Origin of the sequence: Achromobacter sp. UMC71 (assembly GCF_014170305.1) — a bacterium.
Classification (GTDB): domain Bacteria; phylum Pseudomonadota; class Gammaproteobacteria; order Burkholderiales; family Burkholderiaceae_B; genus Achromobacter.
Window position 1 is genome coordinate 100,127 of record NZ_LZZT01000045.1, and the last position, 19,129, is coordinate 119,255.

Here is a 19,129-nt window from a genome sequence, read left to right on the forward strand (position 1 = left end):
GAAGGACCGGACGATTCTGCGCATGGGTGCCTAGACCGTCTGAAGCGTCATCGACTGCGCCTTTTCATAAAAAATTCATATTTCATGTTTTATGCGAGGAAAGCCGGGCGGCAGGGTCCGAACGCGTGCCGCGCCGTTTCAACTCAACAGCACGATGCCGCCGGGCAGCGAGGTGACCTGGGCGCCGTACACGTCACGGATCAAGAGCGCTGCGTCGGCCAGCTGGTCCAGCGAAAAACGCGCCTGCACCAGGCTGTCCGCCAGCCGCTGCCCCACCAGCACGATGCGGCCGGGCCGGTAGCGGTTGATCTCGTCCACCACCTGGGCCAGCGGCACGTTGTTGAATTCCAGCACGCCGCGCCGCCACGCCGTGACCTGCTCGGCATCGACCCGCTTCGGCGCGCTGGCGCCGCCGGCGCCCAGCACCACCTGCTGCGCGGCCACCAAGTCCAGCGTGTCGTGGCGGATGGCGACGCGCGCGCTGCCTTCCAGGCAGGTCACGCGGACCAGCCCGTCGGTGTAGCGCACGTTGACGCAGCCCGCCGTGGCCGTCACGCGGCCCGCGCCCGCCGTCAGGCTGACAGGCTGGCCGGCGGTTTTCAGTTCGACCTCGCCGGCCAGCAGATCGATCTGCTCGGCCCCGCCGCTACGCGACAGGTTGATGCGCGTCTGCGTATTCAATTGCACCGTGGCATCGCCCGCCAGCGCCACCTGGCGCTGCTCGCCGGTGCCGCTGCGCACGTCCGCCGCCAGCTCGTCCAGCGCTGGCCACAGGCCCAGCGGCGGCTTGAACGCCAGGTACGCGGAGGCGGCCGCCACCGCGCCGCCCAGGAAGGCGCGGCGGGCCGGCAAAGCCGCCCGGGCGCGGTGCGCCTTGTCGGCTTGCCTGGCGGCGGCCTGGCGCGCCACCGGCGCCAGCTGCTGCCAGGCGCCGCGCGTTTCCTTGAAGACGCGGGCATGCTCCGCGCTCTGGGCGCACCAGCGCCGGAACGCCTCGCCATCGGCCACGCTGGCCTGTCCCGACGCCAGGCGCACGACCCAGGCCTGCGCCTCGCGGCGCAGCCTGGCCGAGGGGCCGGCATCAAGGGGAGATCGTCTGAACATGGCGGTCATATTCCTAAGACGTTTCCCGGGCCTGGGGACCGTAGCGCTGGACATACTTTTTTTCCAATTTCTTGCAGCAGTGCTCCAGCCCCGCGCGCAATTCCTTTTCCACCGTGCGTATCGAAATGCCGAAACGCTCGGCAATCTCGCGATGCGGCACCTCGTCCACCCGGGCCGCGATCACGATGGCCTGGCGCCGGCGCGGCAGTTCGGCCAGCGCCGCCTCCAGCGCGGCAAGCTGCTCGCGGCCTTCTGCCACCTCGACGGGCCCCGCGGCCTCGTCGGCCATTTCGTACAGTTCATCGATCTCGTCCATCGACAGAATGCGGGCATTGGCGCGGCGCTGGTCCTCGGCGATGTTGGAGGCAATCTTGAACAGATAGGCCGCCGGATATTCCACCGGCGCGGTCTCGGCCAGGCTGTCCACCCGCAGCCAGGCTTCCTGCATGGCGTCGTTGGCCAGGTCTTCCGAACCCAGCCGGATGCGCAGGCGTTTGCGGAATTCCTGGTACTTGGACAGGAACAGGTCGCGCAAGGCGTCGCCGGTCATGGACATGGCGGGTCAGCCTGCGGCCGCGCCGGCTTGGCGGCAATCGGCCTGCGGATCGGGGCGCGGCGACAGCACCAGGGTCACGGGCTGCGGCAGGCCGGCGGGCGGCGGCGCGTCCATCACCAGCCCGGATAGCACCGCGGCCAGCGCCTCATCGCGGCGCGCGTCGCCCGTGCCCGACACCAGCCGGGCCTGGCGCACCACGCCATTGCGGCCGATCCATAATTGCACCGATGCCCGGTAACGGCCGAACTGCGCGCCCGTCCACGCGCACAGCGCGCGCGTCACGGTGTTCTGCAAAATGCCGGCGTAGCGCGGCAACGCCGCTGGATTGGACGCGGCAGCCGGCGCGCGGGCGCCATCGGCGGCGCCGGCGGTCTCGACCAGCGTGAAGGCGGACGCGCTGGCAAAGCGCGCCTGCAGGCCCGTGCCCGCCAGCAATTGCCGCAGCGCTTCCTGCGGCGCCAGCCGGCCGCGCACCGCCGCGGCCCGGCGGCCGGCCGTCAGCCGGCTAGTGACCAGCACCGCCAGGCCCGTGGCCTCGGTGTAGGCGGCCAGCGCGCTGTCCAGCGGCTGCGCCGCGATATCGAACGGAATCCATCCGGGCTCGGCGGGCCGCCCCTGGGCCCACGCGGCCGGCGGCAACACCGACAGGCCCAGCGCTAGCCAGCAGGCGAACGCCCAAGCGGCCCCAGGCGCCTGCGTCACTGTCATAACACCCCGGTTCAGGAAGATGGCGTGGCGGCTGCGCGCCGGCGGTAACCGGACGCAGTGCGGAAGCGGCATGGTAGCGACCCCATGTGACGGTCGGGTGACGCGCTCGTGACAACGGCGGGCTCAAGCACCCGCCGCCGTCACCAGCTTGTAAGAGCCAGCACGGCCATCGGCCGCGCGCTTGACAGGGACGCCGGCGAGGCCGTCCCCGCCGTCCCCTTACATCGCCAGCTTGCTCCGTTCCTGCGGACTCAGGCCGCGCATCTCGCTGTCGTCCAGCGTGCCAGCGCCCAGCACCTGCACGGCGCTGGCGGCGTCGTAACGCGTGGCCGCCGCCGACGGGCCCGGCGCGGGCGCGCTGGCGCCCGCCACCGGCTCCTCGCCATACCCCAGGATCTGCACGCTGATCACGGACGGCTGGTTCTGCCGCGCCTGGTTCTGCGCACGCTGCGCCGATTCCTGCGCCGCGCCCACCGCCGACGTCGCCGCCGCGCTGGCCGACGACATCGCCCCGGTGTTCACCGCCGCCGTCACCGGCACGCCCTTGCTGTCGCCCTGCGCCTGGATGTTGGCCGCGTTCACCACCTGCAGCGCCGCGATGTTGACGTTGCCCGACACCCGGATGCCGGCCTCGCCCGCATCGATGGTGCCCAGCGGCGCGTACAGGTCGACGTCGCCCGCCGGCACTTCCGGCAGCGGCGCCAGCGTGGCGATGCCCGCGCCGGTGGCCGGTGCGCTGGGCGACAAGGTGACGTTGCCGACCGCGTCGTAGACCCGCTTGGGCGGGGTGTAGAGCACCGTCGTCTTGGAGCCGCGCCCGGCGTTGATGTCGCCTTGCGCCGACCAGGCCGTGATGCCGCCGCCGAAGGTGGTCATGACCCGGCTCTGGCCCAGCAGGATGCTGCCCTGCGCGTACAGCTGGATGCTGCCCTGGCCCTGGGTGATGATGCCGGCGCTGGCGGGCGGCGCCACGCCTTCCACGCCGAACACCTGCTTGCCGCCCGGCGTCAGCAGCTGGATGTCGCCGCCGAAGCTGCTGCGGATGCCGGCGCCGCCGTACAGAGTCAGGTCGCCCTGGTAGGCGCCGGCCGCGGTCTGCGGGAACAGCGCCGCAATGGCCTGGCGGCCGCGCAGGTAGCTGCCCTGGCGCGGGCTGGACTTGTCGTTGTATTCCCGCCCGCCCGCGCGCAGCTCGGCGAAGTACACCTGCCGCGCGAAGATGCGCTGCTGCTCGGCGGGTAGCGCCTGGAAATAGGCTTGCGCGTCTTCCGTGCTGCCGGCAAAGCCGAAGCGCTGCGTCAACCACAGCAGCAGTTCCGCTTCATAGGTCTTGAAGGCCATGCCCTGGTCGGCCAGCGGACGGCTGGGATCCGCCTGCCGCGACGCATCCAGGTAACGCGCCAGAAAGCCCGCGTAATCCGGCCCGGCCGCGCCCACGCCCGCCAGCACGGCAATCGACGCGCCCGGGCGGCGATCGCCCGGCAGCACCGCGCCCAGGCTGTTGAGCGACGCCCGGTCGCCCATCAGCACATGGCGGCCAGCGGTCACTTCCAGGGTACCGGGGCCGGCCACCTGGAACGAACTGTAGAGAATGTCGCGCCCCGCCGACACCCGCGACACGTCCTGCGCGTCGCGGTGCAGGAACAGGTTGCCGGACGACGTGGCCGACGCCACGGCTGCACCAAAGTAATAGCCGTTGGTCGTCGGCACGTTCAATTGCACGCCGGTATCGGTGCCCGAGGCCACGATGTCGCGTCCGGCCATCATCCAGACCGGGCCCGCCGCCTCGTACCACGTCTGCCCCAGGTTGGGACCCTCGATGATGGCCAGCGTTTCGCCGCTACGCAGCCCCACGATGTCGCCGTCCCGGGCATACAGGCGCGTCACCAGGCCGGACCCCGCCGCGCTGGCGGTGGGCGCATCGAAATAAAACAATGGGAAGTGCGTATTGCGCGCGCCGTCGATGCCATTGGCCCCCTTGTTGCTCAACGTGACCGCGCTGCTGTCCAGCGAGGTATACCCCGCGAAAGCCGGCGCCAGCACGTTGGCCACGCTGGCCGGGTCCGCGCCCGACCGGTTGATGGCGTAGCCGCCGGCGTAGATCGAATTGCCCGCCAGCAGCTCGAGCTGACCGCGCGCGCCGGGCGCCAAGGTCAGTGAATACGGCAGGCCATTGGCCTCGGCGTTCAGGTAGCCGGCCGAGACGCCCGCATAGATGCTGCCGTCATACGCCGTCGCGCGCAGGATAGAGGGGTACAAGTAGCGCGCATCCGACGCCGACGTATTGCGGCCGGTCTGCAACCCCAGGCCCTGCCCGCTGTGCGAGGTCTGCCGGCTGGGCGTCAGGTTGCCGCCCGCGCTGGACAGCTCGATGGCGGTATTCGCCGTCCACATCGAGAACCAGCTGTAGCCGCCGCCCTCGATCTGGGTGCCGTCGCGCAGCCGGAACGGCGTGCTGTTCTGCAACGCCACCCGGCCCGGATCGCTGGCGCCGCCCACCACCAGGTCGCCGCGTGCGTCCAGCCTGATCACTGCGTCGCCTGGAATCAGCGCAAGCCCGCCCGTGGCGCTGGCCATCGACGATTCGTAGGGATCGAAGCCGCGGCTGTCCTTGGCATCGCGCAGAGCGGGTTCGCTGCTGTAGCGCAGGTCCAGCCCGCCAATCGCGCCCCCCGTGAACTGCACATTGCCGCGCAGGTTGATGAGCGCGCCTTGCAGGTCGATGGCCGGATCGCCGTAGTACGGCGTGGGGCCGTTGGTGGACGACACCGCCCCGCGCGCATTCTGCGTGGGGTTGAGGGCGCCGCCGATGCGCACGTCGATATCGCCGCCGCCCGTCAGCGTCATACCGCCATCGGCCGCGATGCGGCCGGTGCTGCCCACCGCCACGATCAGCCCCTGGCTGCGCGGATTGCTGCGCGAGCCGCGCGCCTCGACGTTGCCCGCGTCGCCGTCGGTGCGCACGCTGACATTGCCGCCGCCCAATGCGCCGAAGCCGGTAAAGCCGACCAGCAGCGGCGTCGTATCCTTGAAGTCGGACGGCGCCCGGGTGTAGCTGCCGAAATTGATCCACCACGCGGTCGGCGTGTCGCCGCCGTTGGCGCTGCCGCTGCCCTGGCGCCACAGCCAATTGCCGACGCCCACGCTTGCATCCACCCTGCGGGCGTCGAACGTGCTTTGCGCGGTCTGGCCCCATACGTCGCCACGCAACATCCCGCCCGCGTACAAACTGAGGTTGCCGCCAGCTTCCGGATACCAGGCCTGGTAGCCGCCGCCCGCCGTCACGAACGGTTCATAGGTCGCCGCATGTTCGTCGCCCAGCACCGTGGCGCCGAAACGGCCGCGCGGCAACTGGTAGGCCGACGCGATATTCGCCGACTGCGTGCCGGCGGTGTACACGCCGTACGCCGACATCAGGCTGATATCGCCACCCGCGTTCAGGTCCAGATCACCGGTGCCGGTACGCAACACGCTGAAGTTCTGCGTATGCGGCGTGACCGAGACCGCGTTGGCGTCGCCGCGCTCGCAGAATCCTTCGATCACGTCGCACAGCCATGCCATATCGTCCGGCACCGGCGTGCCGGGCTCGTAGCCGGATTGCTCGGCGTCCGGCCCCCAGACCCAGCCGCCGCCCTGGACCAGGCTGGCGTTGTAGTGGGTATCGGCCAGCGTCAGCTTGCCGGCGCCCGGGCCGGTCAGCACCCGGCGCGGATCGGCCGCGTCCAGGTCCGCGCCCGCCACCAACTGCACCGACCACGACTGGCTGCCCGCCGGCAGCATCTGGGCCACGGCCCAATTGCGCCGCTGGTCCGCCGGCGTGCCGGGGCGCAAGTCCACATAGTCGGTACCGGCCGGGAACACCAGCTTGGTCTGCGACGGAATGAACGCGCCCTGCTTGAGCGTGATGGTGCCTTCCATCAGCAACACATTCGGCTCATAGCCCTGCGTGGTGTACAGATTGGGCAAAGCCACGTTGGCGGGCCAGGTGAACGACTGCAACGACGTGCCGTCGACCAACAGCGTGCCCGCGCCCAGGCGGGTCCCCGCGGGCAGATCCACCGCCTGGCCCAGCACCGTGCCCGCGCCGTACAGCAACTGACCCGAGGCGTCGCGCACATCGCCGGACAGCACCGTGCCGCTGGCCAGGGACAGCGTTTGATCCAGGGCAGCTTCCACCGGCAAGCGGGTGCCCGCGGCCAGTTTCACGGCTTTGAGGGGCAAGGGGTAATTCAGCGTCTTGCCACCGGGAAACTCGGTGCCGTCGGCAAGCGTAACGCCGCCACGCGGCAGCACCACATCGCCGCCGAACGGCTGCACACCGGGCGTCAGCACCCAGCCGTGCTCATCGTCCGGCGTGGCCTCAGGCGGCGCGAAGCCGTCGTTGATGCTGCCGTAGACATCCAGGTTGCCCTTGGCGCGCAGGATCAGCGCGCCGGCCTCGCCAGAGCCGTATACCCCCGTCTGCGGCGAGCGCGGATTCACGCCCGCGTAGCGGTAGCGTGACAGGTCCAGGTCGCCCTGCACCACCAGATCGCCGTCGGCGGTCCTGCTGACGATCTCCACGCCCGGACGCAGATGGAACACGTCGCGGTAGGCGGCGTTGTTCAGGCCCGCCAGCTTGGCGTTCATCAGGTTGCCGTTGGCCAGCGCCCCACCCATGAATGCAATGCTGTCGGCGTGTTTCAGGTCCAGATAGGCCTGGTCGATGATCTGGTATTCGCGACCGTTGGCCCGGTCGGCGGGGTTGCCCACATCGGCATCGTCATAGCGCTGCATGGCGGTCAACGTGATCGACTTGGCGCCCTCGATCGCGACCGGTCCGCGCGCCTCGATGGCGATGTCGCCATAACGGGCCGCGGAACCCGGCGCCCCGCCCCCATTGATGCCGGTATTGCCGGCCGCGTCGATGCGCGGCGCCAGCAGTTCCAGCGTGCCGCGTTGCACGCCGTCATGCCGCGCGGCCGACGTGCCGTGGCGCAGGTCGATGCGCGCGCCGCCGGCCAGGGTCAGCACCCCCAGCCCCGAATTGAGTTCCACCACCGCCCGGTTGGGCGCGTCGATGATCTTGCCGTAGCTGTCCACGCGCAGCACCGTGCTGTGCGCGTCCAGCACCGAGGTCGCGGCCAGCGTCAAGCCGTCGCGCGCCGCCAGGCGGATGCGGCCGACCCGCTCGCCGCTGGCGTCCACCCGGCCCGCCACCGTGAGGCTGCCGCCGTCGATCGACAGATTGATGTCATTGGCGCGCAGCGTGTCGCCCACGGTCAGACTGCCCTGTTTGATCTGGAAGCCGCGCGCGCCGAACACGCCGCCGTCATTCAGGCGTTGATTCAGCGCGTCGAAATCGGCGTTCAAGGCGCCCGCCGCCCCCAGGCGCTGGGCGCGGATGTCGATGCTGCCCGCGCGGTACGGCACCGCGGTGCCGCCGGCATCGTAATGGCCCGAGCTGGCGCCCAGGATGCGGCCCAGCAGTTCCACCTGCCCCGCGCCCGCAGCCAGCGCCACGGCCCGCAGGCTGCCCGCATCGTTTTCCTTGGCCGACAGATCGATCACCGCGCCGGCCTCCTGGCGGATGTTACCCTGGCTGCTTTCCAGGATCAGGTCGCCGCCCCAGCTGTAGCGCAACACATCATTGAAGGCAATGGCCCGGCCGGCTACGTCCAGCTGCGACGTGCCGGTCAGGAGCACGCTGTCGCGCCCTTGCAATGTCAGCTTGCCGCTGGGCAGCACGATCGTGCCGTCGACCCGCACATTGGCGCCGGCCAGGCTCAGTTCGCCGCCCAATTCCCGCACCGCGGCCGCCTGCGTGCCCGGCATGGCCGCCACGCGCACATCGCCGCCCGCCGTGATCTTGTTCACGGAGCCCGACGCGCCGGTCAGCAGCGGTGTGTTCAGGTTGAGGTTGCCGCCGCTGTAGGTATAGCCGCTGCCGCTGACGTAGGCGCCTTGCGCTTGGTACACCGCCAGGCTGCCGCGGTGATTGGCCGTGATGCGCTCGCTGGCGTTCAGGTTGACGCTGGCAAAGCCCAGCGCCAGGCGGGCGTTGTCGTCCAGCCCGCTGGGCTGGGCGCCCTGACCGTAGCCGAACTCGATGCGTTCGGCCTCGATGCGCAGCACGCCCGCTCCGGTGCCCGCCCCGCCGGCCGCCACCGCGCCGGGCGCCTGCGTGGCGCCGTTCCACACCAGGTTCTGGGTGCGGATACTGGCCTCGTCGCCCGCGCCGCCGTAGCCGTAAATGGCCGGCGTGCTCAATGCCAGCGTGGCCAGGCTGTATTTGCCCGTTGCCGGATCGCGCGTGTCCAGCGCCACCGTGCCGTAGAAATTCATGGACTCGCGCGCCGTCAGCGTCAGCCGCTCCAGCGCCGGGGCGCCGGTGCTCGTGTCGCCTCGCAGCAGACGCGCCAGGATGGACTGGTTCAGCGTCAGGCCGTTGGGCAGCACGCCGCGCGCGGCGGCCTGCGCCAGCGCGTCGGCCGTGCCTGCATTGATCGCCCCGACGGCCAGCGTCAGGTTGCGGGTGCCGTACAGCACCTGCTCGCCCAGATCGAACACGCCATTGGTGGCCGCGGCGATGGTGCCCTCGGAATACAGCCGCGTCACGCCCTGGCAAGGCGTGGCCGCGCAGGTGCCGATGCGGATCGCGCCCTCGCCCAGCGCATCGGGCGCCAGCACGTCCAGGCGGCCGTTCGACACCGCCAGCAAGCCGGCGGCGCCGGGCGCGAACGCATAGCCATTGGTCGAATCGACCGACGGCGCGCCCCGGCCCAGCGTCGAGATACCCGCGCCGGCTTCGACCTCGATCGTCCGCGAGGAAATGATGACCTCGGGCGCCGCCAGTTGCGCGCCAGCCCGCATCACCACTTCGTTGGCGGCGCCCTGGAAGGTATAGAAACGGCCGCCCTGGCCGTACACCACGACCGGCAGCGCACCGATCACCAGGCGGCTCGCCCCCAACGCCGCCAACGCATCGGCCTGCACCGACGCGCCGCCAAAGCCGGCCGTGGGCGCCTGGCCCGACGCCAGGATCTCGACATACGGACTGCCGCCGCTCAACGCCGCCGTGCCGCCAAAGCCGCCCGTCGCCGGCTTGAAATCGGCCAGCCCCTCAAAGCGCAGCGCCTGCCCGTCCGGCGACCCCTGGTGCACCGCCAGGCGCAAGGTGCGGCCATCGGCCGGCAGCATCGCACGCGGCACGCCGCGCGTGGCCGCATCGGCGCGCACGAAGCTGGCGTAGCTGGTCTCGTTGTATTGCGACAGCATGCGCAGCACATTGGCCGGCGTCAGGATCACCGGCGTCGCCAGGCTGTCGGCAACGTGCGTGCCCGCCACGGACAGCGTGCCGCTGGCCGCCCACGACAGATTGCGCATCTGCGCCGGTGCCATGGCCGCGCCCGCCATCGCGCCGGTATTGATCTCGACGCGGAACGCCCCCGGCAACAGTGCATAGGTCGACGGCATCAGCGTGTAGGTGCCGGCCGGCAAGCCCGGCACGCCCGCGCCGATCGTGATGCGCTGCCCCAGGCCCGGCGCCGAAGCGCCGGCTTCGCCGCCCGCCGGCGCATAGTCCGGCTGCACGCCCGGCACGATCGCGTAGACGGGATTGCCCGCCAGGCCCGGCAAGGTAAAGCCGCCCTTGGGGTTGTTGCGCACCAGCGGGTTGTAGCGCGCGTCGGTGGAACCGCCGCGCCCGGACACAAAGCCCGCCCCCGTCAGCTCGCCGCCGCCCGACAGGTCCAGCACCGACCCCGGCAGCGCGTCCACATCGCGAAAGCCCAGCGTGATGCCGGTGCGCAGCGACGCGCCGCTCCCAGAGCCGGTGGCGCCGCCGGCGCCCATCAGCGAAACTTCCGCGCCCTTGAACTTGTACGACACGCCATCGGTCGTGCCGCCGTAGGGCATCAACAGCCCCGCGCCGCTGACCGAGGTCACGCTGCCCGGCAACAAGCTCAGGCGCTGCGTACCCGTCGCCGAACTGACATCGCCCAGGACGATCGCACCCAGCGGCGCGCGCAGCACGCCGCCCTGCTCCACGTTGCTTGCCGCCAGGCGCAGCGTGCCGAACGCCGAATACGGCACGGCCGGCAACGGCGCGTTGGCGCCACCCGACCGGCCCACCCGCAGCGTGCGGGCGGGATCGAACACATTGACGCCGGACTGCGGATTGCGGGTGTAGCCCGCCAGCACTTCGGCTTCGGCGCCCGTCACCGGATACAGCTGCGCGGCGATCAGGTCCAGGTCGCCGCGCGTCCACAGCCGCGTGCGCGGTTCGCTGTCGTTCTGCCCCAGAAAGCGCAGGTCGCCGCCGCTTTCCAGCCGTACGCGGTCAAAGCCCGCGCGCGCCACCGCCAGCGGACCGCCCGCGGGGCGGTTGATGCTGCCCTGGGTGCCGAAGGACAGGCTGTTGCCCACTTCCAGCAGATCGGTGGCGTGCACCGTGAACGCGCCCGTGCCCATCGACGGCGCGTCGCCGAACAGCACGCGCGGCCGGAGCATGCCGTTGGTGGCGTAGTACTTGCCCGGCCCGGACAGGCGCACCTGCGAGGCCGCCAGATTGACGCGCGTCGCGGTATCGGCGCCCGGCGCCAGCGAAAATGCCCCGGCGTACAGGCGCAGGCTCTGCCGCACCGCGATATCGACCGTACCGTCAAACGACATCAGGCCGTTCGCCAGCACTCCCAGCTGGTCGAAGCCGCCGCCCGCCAGCAGGCGCGCCACGTCCAGGCGAGCCTGGCCGTAACGCAGCACGCCAGCGGCCTCGCCCGGCTGCAGGTCCGTGGCCAACGGGCTGGCGCCGCCAGCGGCCAGCACCAGCTCGCGCGGCACCTGCACGTCGATGCTGGACGGATTGTCGCCCTGGGCGCGGTACAGCGGCGTCTCCAGCGCGATGTCCAGGGCGCCGCCCGCGGCGTTCGCGCCGCCGGCCCGGGCCACGACGGTGCCGTCCAGGAACAGGCCGTTATAGGAGCTGAACGCGATGCGGCCGCCGTTGCGGTCCATCCGCACCGGCCCCACCCCGTTGACGTCCACGGTCGCGCTCGACCCCGACGCATCCAGCACCGCTCCCGGCCGGATGATTACGTAGGCATCCGACGACGTCGCCGTGGCGCGGTCGTGATTGATCTCGCCGCCGATCACGATGACGCCCCCCGCGTCGGCTACGCCGTAGCGGCGTCCCTGCGCATCGGCGCCGGTTTCCGCGCGGCCGGCCACGTTCAGCACGGCCTGCTCGCCGATCCAGATCGACCGGTTGTGCACCTGGCCCGCGGCGGTCTCGATGGACTCGGCCACATCGATGTCGCCCAAGCGCAGCTGGCGGATGTCGATCTTGCCGCCGGCCGCCGTCAGCGCGCCCAGCACCGTGATCTGCCCGGCCCCGCGCAGCTGGATAGTCTGGCCCGGATCCACATTGATCTGCGCGCCACGGCCGACGAGCAGCGCCGCATCGGCATCGGCGCCCGGCAGCGACACGCTGCGGCCGCTTTGCAGCGACAGGCTGGCGCCGCGGCGGCGCGTCACCGTGCCTGCGGCCAGGTCGTGCTGGTAGACCGGCGGCTGCCAGATTTCCAGTGCCGCGCGGGCCGGCGTGCCCGTGGCCAACCCGGCGGCATCGAGCACCGGCCGCAGCACCGGCATGGACACGGCGATGCGCGCGTCCTCGGCCACGCTTACGCCCCGGCTGCCCGTGATCTCATAGCGCGAAAACCCCTGCTGAAAGAACGGCGCGGCCAGCGCCAGCACATCGGCATCGGCCTGCGCGGCGCCCAGCGCCACCTTGCCCGCCGTCACCGCCAAGGTGCCGCCGCCTTCCACGCCATAACCCCGCAGCGTTGCGTCCAGCACCAGCCGCCCGCCCGCCGCGGTGCCGGCCGCCACCGCTTCCACGGTCACATTGCCGCCCTTGCCGCCCGTCACCTTGCCCTTGGCGCGCAGCGCCGCGCCGGCGCCGACGTCGATCACGCTTCCCGCCTGCAACAGCAGGTCCTGGGTGCTGCGCAACGATACGCTGCCGCCGTTCAGGTACGGCATGGCGCCCGTCTGCCCCGGCGCCAGCGCCAGGTTGGCCCACAGGCCCGACGTATCCAGCCGCGCCCGCGCGCCCAGCGTCAGCCGGTCGTTCGCGCCGGGCACGCCCGCCGTCGTGTCCACCATGCCGCCGGGCGTCGCCTGAAGCAACGTATTGCCCAGCCGGATGCTGCCGGCGTTGGCGGTCAGCGCCGCATCCACCGCCAGCTGGTTCGCGAACAGCGTGATGTCGCCTGCCGGCGCCACGGTCAGGTCCGACTGCACCGCGATGTCGCTCGCGGCGATCTTCACCGCGCCCAGGCCAAAGCCGTTGAGCCGCGCGGTATCCAGCTGCAGGATGCCGGCGCGGTCGGCGGGCAGCGCGGTATCCAGGTCCAGCCCCGCCGCAATCGCCTCCACCCGGTCGGACAGCACCACCTGCTTGACCGTGCCGTCGCCGCGGCCCAATGCATACTGCAGCGCCCCCGTGGTCTTGCTGTAATACGGCGTGTACGTCCCCACCACCAATTGCGCGCCGCGCGCCACGGCGCGCTGCGATTGCTGGTAGCCATCCAGGCCCGCCTGCGCGGCGGCGTTCTGCCGGTCGCCCTGGAACGTCGTGCCGATCAGTTCGCCTTCCAGCACCGCGCTGCGGGTGCCGATCACCAGCCGGCCCGCATCGCGCCCGACGGTATAGCCGGTCTCGAAACGCTCGCGCGGGGCGATCAGCGGATTGTAGAAATAGCGCGTCTGGCCCCAGCGTGCGCTGTTGGCCTCGAAGCCCTTGTACAGCCCCGTATAGGCCAGGTCGCCCGGCGCGCGCGTCACCTCGTACAGGCGGCCGTCCACGCCGCGCAGCCAGCTCTGGCGGATCATCCCGTCCTGCACGTCCAGCGTGCCGCCCGACAGGTTGATCTGCGAACCGGCCCGCGTCACCACGTCGCCGCCGGTGAATTCGACATTGCCGCCCTGCGCCATCCACTCGGTGACGGCGTGCCCCTGCGTGCCCAGATAGCCGCTGACTTCCAGCAGCCCCCCAGCCGTGTACCAACGGTCGGTGGCATAGCCGTTGGTGCCCGCCGGCACCAGCACCAGGTCGCGGATGTCGACCCAGACGTCATTGCTGTTGAGCTTGCCGCTGTCCCGGTTCACCGGCGCGTCGCGTTGCTCGTTGCCCTGCACGTTGATCTTGAGGTTGTTGTTCTCCATCGCGACCGGCACGCCCACCGCGCCCGCCACGTCCAGCACCGCGCCGTCGCGCAGCAGGCTGCGCTGCGTGGCGTATACGGCGATCTGCCCGCCGGTGGCCAGCGTGATCGAGCCGGCCGCGAAATCCACCGTGCCCGAGCTGCTGATCTCCACCCGCGACAGCTCGCGCCGGTCCGCGCCCGCCGCGAGCAAAGGCGTGTCGCTTTGCACCGCCGGCGGCACGCGCAGGCCGTCGCGCTGGCTGTCCAGCGCCAGCGCGCCGCTGCGGTCCAGCAGAATCGCCGTGGTGCTGTTCTCGGCCACGGTGATCCGGCCGTCCGCGCCCGTCGCGGTCAGGTGCACCGTGCCGCGCGTGTCCACCGAGGTGCTCGACAACACCACGCCGCGCTGCGCCACATCGCCGCCCGTCAGCGTCACGTCGCCCAGGGCGGCCTGGATCAGGCCCGTGTTCTCGACCCGGCCGGGCACGCCGGCGGGCGTGACCTCGTTGCCCTTGGTCGTGGACACCAGATTGCCCGAGGTGCCCTGGCCGCGCTTGATCACGAAGCTGTCGCCCGCCGCCAGCAGCGCCTGCCCGCCCGGGGTGTCGATCGTGCCCGCGTTGGCCGCCGTCTTGCCCAGCAGCAGCACGTAGCCGCCGCCCGTGGTGGACGTGGCGGGCGTGGCGGTTTGCAGGCGCGCGCCGGCCTGCACCTCGACGGCGCCCAGCGCGTCCGTGAAGGTCGGTTGCGCGCCATTGTCGGCATACAGGCCCTTGGCCTTGAATTGCGCGTCGGTCATCGTCGCGGCCGCCACCACCAGATTGCGCGCGTTTACCTGGCTGGTGCCGGTGAAGATCACGCCGTTCTGGTTCACCACCAGCACTGTGCCGTCCGCCTTGATCGCGCCCTGGATCTGGCTGGGCTTGGCCCCCGCGCCCACTACCCGGTTCAGCACCGCGTCGTCCGCGCCCTGCTTGAACTGCACCGTGGTGTTGCGGCCCACGTTGAACGTGTCCCAGTTCAGCACCGCGCGCGACTGAGTCTGCTCGATCGTCACCAACTGGCGACCGCCTTCCGTGCCGGGCTGGGGCGCCTTGGCCCCTTCCCACTTGGCCAGCGCGCCTTCGGCCACCCACAAGCCGCCCGGCGTCAAGCCATCGGGCACGCTGCTGCCATTGGCCGCCGCCGCGGCGCGAGCCGCCGCTTGCGCGGCCTGCTGCGCCGCCACCGCGGCCGCCGTGCGGTTCAGGTTGTCCAGCGAACGCTGCAGCTTCAGCCGCGACTCGGCCTGCTGGCGCGCGCTGTTGCCGATGCCCGCCAGGCTGCCGTCGGGCATGCGCCCGGTGCGCTGCGCCGTCGACTGCACCGCGTTCTTGTCCGCGAACCAGCCCGAGCTGAAGGCGCGTGTCTGCGCCTGCGCCGCGCCGCTCCAGCTGCCGGCGATCAGCAGCGCCATCAGCGCGCGCGACAACGGCGTGGGGCGCCAGTCCGGGCGGCCGCGCCTTGCTTTGCGCGCCATGATTGCCTTACCGCCCCGCTGCGCCATCCGTGCCTGCATGATCGTCCTTCCTTATTCCAATCGCGAGTATTCGCCACCTAGAACAAGACAGACGGATGGAAAAATGCCGACCAGAACCCTGTCATAAATAATTCACGAAATCCCTCACGACAGGATCACCACGCCCCCAGGCAAGCGCGTCACCTCGGCCCCGTACGCATCCCGAATCAACTGCTCGGCGTCCGCCACCTGCGTCAGCGAAAAACGCGCCTGCACGCGCCGCTGGGCCAATTGTTTGTTCATCAGCACCAGCCGGCCGCGGCGGTAACGGTTCAGCTCGTCCACCACGTCGGCCAGCGGCACCCGGTCAAACACCAGCCAGCCGCGCCGCCAGGCGGTCACCGTCTCAGTATTCACCTTGGCCGGCGGCAGCACCCGCGCGTCGTCGTAGCGCAGCTCTTGACCCGCACCGATGTCGAATTCCCCTTGCGCATGCGCCAGCCGCAGGCTTCCCGACAGGCAGCACAGGCTGGCCTCGCCGCCCAGATAGCGCAGGTTGAACACCGCCTCGCGCGCCGTGATGCGCCCGGCGCCAGCCACCACCTGCGCCGGCGCGGCGGCGGCCAAGGCGGGCTCGATCCGCGTTTCTGCCGGCAGCAACGCCGCCGTCTGCGCAAGCGATTCAGACGCCCGCCCGGCAGGCTGGCTGGCCGGCGCCCGGCCCACGCGGATTTCCGCCTCGCCGGCCGCCAGCTCGATCACCGCGCCATCGCCCGGCGCCGACCGCACATTGATGCGCGTCTGCGTATTCATTTCAAATTCCAGCGCGTCGCCCAGCGCCACCCGGCGCTGCTCGCCCGTCGCCGTGCGGTAATCGGCGCCCAGTTCCCCCAGCCCCGGCCACAGCCCCAGCGGCGGCCGAAACGCCAGATAGGCCGCCGAGGCCGCCACCGCGCCGCCCAGGAACGTCCGCCGCCCCGCCAGGCGCGGCCGGCGGGCGGCCGCCGCGGCCGTCTCTTCCTGCACGGCCGGGCCCAGCGCCTGCCACAGCCGCTTCTCTTCGGCGAACGCGGCCTCGTGCCGGGGATCGGCGCCCAGCCAGGCGCGGAACGCCTCGGCGTCATCTTCTGTCGCCCGGCCCGAGGTCAGCGTCAGCAACCACAGACGCGCCGCTTCCCTGGGTTCGGGGCCGCGCCTGCGGCTTCCCGGCATCATCGTCAACACCATGGTTCTTCTTCCCTGCCCGGCGCCGGCTCGGCTTGCGCCGCCATGACCTTGCCGCAGTGGTCCAGCGCCCGCTTGAGCTCCTTGGACACGATGCGTTCCGACACGCCGTAACGCTTGGCGATCTCGGCGTGCGGCAGATCGTGCACCCGCGCCGCCAGCAACATCTGCTGCGTGCGCTCCGGCAACTGCCTCAGCGCGCAGCGAAACGCGTCGATCTGGTCGCGGCCCTGCGCGATGCGCGCCGGGTCCGCCGCCTCGTCCGTGCCGCCGATCAGTTCCGTGATTTCCATGCCCGTCAGCAGCCGCGAATCGCGCCGCCGCTGGTCTTCGGCGATATTCAACGCCACGCGGAACAGATACGCCGCCGGCTGCTGGATCGACGAACTGGCCGGCATGTCGTTCACCTTCAAGAAGGCTTCCTGCATCGCGTCATGCGCCAGGTCCTCGGACCCCAGGCGGCGCTTGAGCTGGCTGCGAAAATCGTTGTAGCGCTCCAGGAACAACGCCCGCAGCGAGCTGGACGGCTTGTCATCCCGCACGGCCGTCTCCTTGCAACGCCTGGCAGTCCTGGGCGCTGCCCGGCTGCAGCAGCACCGTCACCGGCTGCGGCATGCCGGCGGGCAAGGGCCCTGCCGTCACCCCGCGCAGCGCCGCTTCCAGCCGCTGATTCAGCGGCGCCGACCCCGTGCCGGACACCCAATCCACCTGATTGACGCGCCAGGCCTTGTCGAACCACAACTTGACCAAGGCCCGGTAGCTGCCCGGCGCCGCGCCCTGCCCCTTGCACAGCGCCCGCTTCAAGGCGCCCTGCAACGCCGCCGCGTAGGGCGTGTCGCGCAGCCGCGCCGTGCGGGCCGGTTGCGCGGCCGGCGCGGGCGCGGCCACCAAGGTGAACGAATGCGGACTGGCGTAGCGGATGGCCAGGGGCGACCCGGCCAGCAAGCGGCGCAAGGCATCGCCCGGCGTGTACGTGCCCACCACCGCGGGCGCATCGCGCCCCGCCGTCAGGGCGCTGTCGACCAGCACCGTCAGGCCGCTGGCCAGGCTGTACTGCGCCAGCGCCTGGTCCAGGGGCTGCGCGGCAATCGCGAACGCGATCTCGCGCGGCGGCGTCTGCGCCGCGCTCGAACCGGCCAGCGCGACCAGCCCCAACGCCAGGCAGGCACGGCGCATCCAGCCCCCGCCAGACGGACAGGCAAGGGTCATCGACGCCAACACGTAGGAAAAATGCCAGGCATGGCCGTTGCCGCGGACGCTGCTGCGCCCGTCCCGATGCGAAAGGCGCCATGCTAGGGTGCGCGAATGACGTAATCGTGACACGCCACACACACGCGCCGTCCGGCCGCCACGCAAACGTCACCTGCGCGGCGCTATCCGTCCCTATACTGATTGCTTGGCGGCCGCGGGCCGCCGGGCCTTTTCCAAGGAACCCGCATGCGTCCATTCAGCCTTATTCCGGATCGCGCCTGCCTGCTGTTGCTGGCGGCGCTGGCGGCCGCGCCCATGGCGGCCTGGGCCCAAGGCCCGGCACAACCGCGGCCCGCCGCCCCCGCCGCGCCGACAGCAACCCCGCCCAAGCCCGCGCCCGGCGCCTGCATCGACACCGAGGTCAACGGCTACCGCGCCCTGTCGTACGACTGCCTGAACCAGAAAATGGCGCCCGACGCCACGCCCAAGCCGCCGTCCACGCTGGGCTCGGAAGCCATCACGCAAAAGCCGCCCAACCAGATGGGCCTGCCCACGCCCGCCACCATCGGCAACCGCATGGGCAACACGTTCGGCACGTCGGCCTATCCGCAGCGGCCGACGCCGCCCTGAGGCAGGCCGCCCGCGCCCAGGACGGGCGCGGCATCAGGCCTGCCGGCCCGAGGATTTCGGCCTCACACCGTGCGGCTGATGAAATAGATCTTCTTGACGAAGGTGTCCACTTCCCAGCGGCCCGTATAGCCTTCCGGCATCACGAAAGCTTCGCCCACTGTCAATGCGTGCACCGTGCCGTCCGGATCGACCAGGCGCGCAGCCCCCTCGACGATGTAGCCGAACTCGATATAACCCGTGGTATTGGACTGGAAACTGCCCGCGGTGCTTTCCCATACGCCCGCCTCGGCGCGGCCGGCATTGCCTTCGAACGCCGTCACCGTGCGAAACGCCGCGTCGCCGGAAATCGGCCGCTTGGGCTTGCCGGGCACCGGGTTCTTGAGGGGGCCCGCATCGATGCGGACCAGCCGCGATTGATCATGCTTCACTGCGCTTTCCTTGGAATCAATGCGCCGCCACCACCAGCACCTCGGCCGCGCCGCGGCTGACCGTGCGCATGCGATGCGGCAGTTCGGAATCGAAATAGAGGGAATCGCCGGTATCCAGGCGGAACTCGCGTTCGCCCACCTGCACCTCGATGGCACCCTTGAGCACCAGCAGGAACTCCTCGCCCGGGTGCGGAAACACCGCCGACGCGTCGGGAAACTCGCGCGGCGGATGCACCAGGAAAGGCTCCATGGCCTTGACCTTGCGGCGCCCGGCCAGCGACTCGTAATGGTATTCACTGCCCAGATCGCGGCGTTGTAACGCCTCGCGATCGGCCACCCGCACCAGGCTCACCACCTCGTCCTGCGCCGCGTCATCGCCGCTGCCCACCAACTGCGACACGCCCACGCCGTAGGCTTCGGCCAGCCGCAGCACAGTCGAAATCGAGGGCTCGCTCAAGCCGCGTTCCAGCTTGGAGAGATAACTTTTGGTCAGTCCCGTGCGCTCGCCCAGCTGTTCCAGGGACAGGGACTGCTGGCGACGCAACGTGCGCAAACGATGAGGCAGGTCAATCATGGGGCGGAAAAGGACGCGGTAACGACC

Annotated in this window: 10 protein-coding genes; 1 reads left to right on the forward strand and 9 read right to left on the reverse strand. The window is 70.9% G+C overall.

Translation table 11 applies throughout. The features are described from left to right. Positions 1-138: 138 nt before the first annotated feature. The 7 genes from A9974_RS21420 to A9974_RS21450 form a co-directional block, all read right to left on the reverse strand. Positions 139-1,104 (reverse strand): FecR domain-containing protein, encoded by a 966-nt coding sequence (locus A9974_RS21420; RefSeq protein ID WP_183006189.1) that lies wholly within the window; start codon positions 1,102-1,104, stop codon positions 139-141. A gap of 13 nt (positions 1,105-1,117) precedes the next feature. Then, positions 1,118-1,660: an RNA polymerase sigma factor gene (locus A9974_RS21425; protein ID WP_183006190.1), complete on the reverse strand. Its 543-nt coding sequence runs from the start codon at positions 1,658-1,660 to the stop codon at positions 1,118-1,120. A 6-nt stretch (positions 1,661-1,666) separates the two neighbouring features. Continuing rightward, positions 1,667-2,368, reverse strand: coding sequence for an STN domain-containing protein (locus A9974_RS21430; protein ID WP_183006191.1), 702 nt, complete (start codon positions 2,366-2,368; stop codon positions 1,667-1,669). Between the two features lie 219 nt (positions 2,369-2,587). Continuing rightward, positions 2,588-15,076, reverse strand: a complete 12,489-nt coding sequence (locus A9974_RS21435; protein WP_220806065.1) for a filamentous haemagglutinin family protein — start codon at positions 15,074-15,076, stop codon at positions 2,588-2,590. 144 nt (positions 15,077-15,220) lie between these two features. Beyond that, positions 15,221-16,282, reverse strand: a complete 1,062-nt coding sequence (locus tag A9974_RS21440; protein ID WP_183006193.1) for a DUF4880 domain-containing protein — start codon at positions 16,280-16,282, stop codon at positions 15,221-15,223. Next, positions 16,273-16,821 (reverse strand): RNA polymerase sigma factor, encoded by a 549-nt coding sequence (locus A9974_RS21445; RefSeq protein ID WP_183006194.1) that lies wholly within the window; start codon positions 16,819-16,821, stop codon positions 16,273-16,275. The genes A9974_RS21440 and A9974_RS21445 overlap by 10 nt, the downstream gene beginning before the upstream one ends. Further along, a complete protein-coding gene (locus A9974_RS21450; RefSeq protein ID WP_183006195.1) occupies positions 16,811-17,455 on the reverse strand; it encodes an STN domain-containing protein in 645 nt (214 codons plus the stop codon). Before A9974_RS21450 ends, A9974_RS21445 begins: the two co-directional genes overlap by 11 nt. A gap of 261 nt (positions 17,456-17,716) precedes the next feature. Here A9974_RS21450 and A9974_RS21455 point away from each other — a divergent pair, with 261 nt between their 5' ends. Continuing rightward, a complete protein-coding gene (locus A9974_RS21455) occupies positions 17,717-18,100 on the forward strand; it encodes a hypothetical protein (protein WP_183006196.1) in 384 nt (127 codons plus the stop codon). 62 nt (positions 18,101-18,162) lie between these two features. Here the strand turns inward: A9974_RS21455 and A9974_RS21460 are convergent, their stop codons facing one another. Both A9974_RS21460 and A9974_RS21465 read right to left on the reverse strand, forming a co-directional pair. Further along, on the reverse strand, positions 18,163-18,528 hold the full coding sequence (locus tag A9974_RS21460; RefSeq protein WP_183006197.1) for a cupin domain-containing protein: 366 nt from the start codon (positions 18,526-18,528) through the stop codon (positions 18,163-18,165). Between the two features lie 16 nt (positions 18,529-18,544). Continuing rightward, positions 18,545-19,102 carry a helix-turn-helix domain-containing protein gene (locus A9974_RS21465; protein WP_183006198.1) on the reverse strand — a complete coding sequence of 186 codons (558 nt, stop codon included), beginning with the start codon at positions 19,100-19,102 and terminating at the stop codon, positions 18,545-18,547. Positions 19,103-19,129 lie beyond the last annotated feature (27 nt).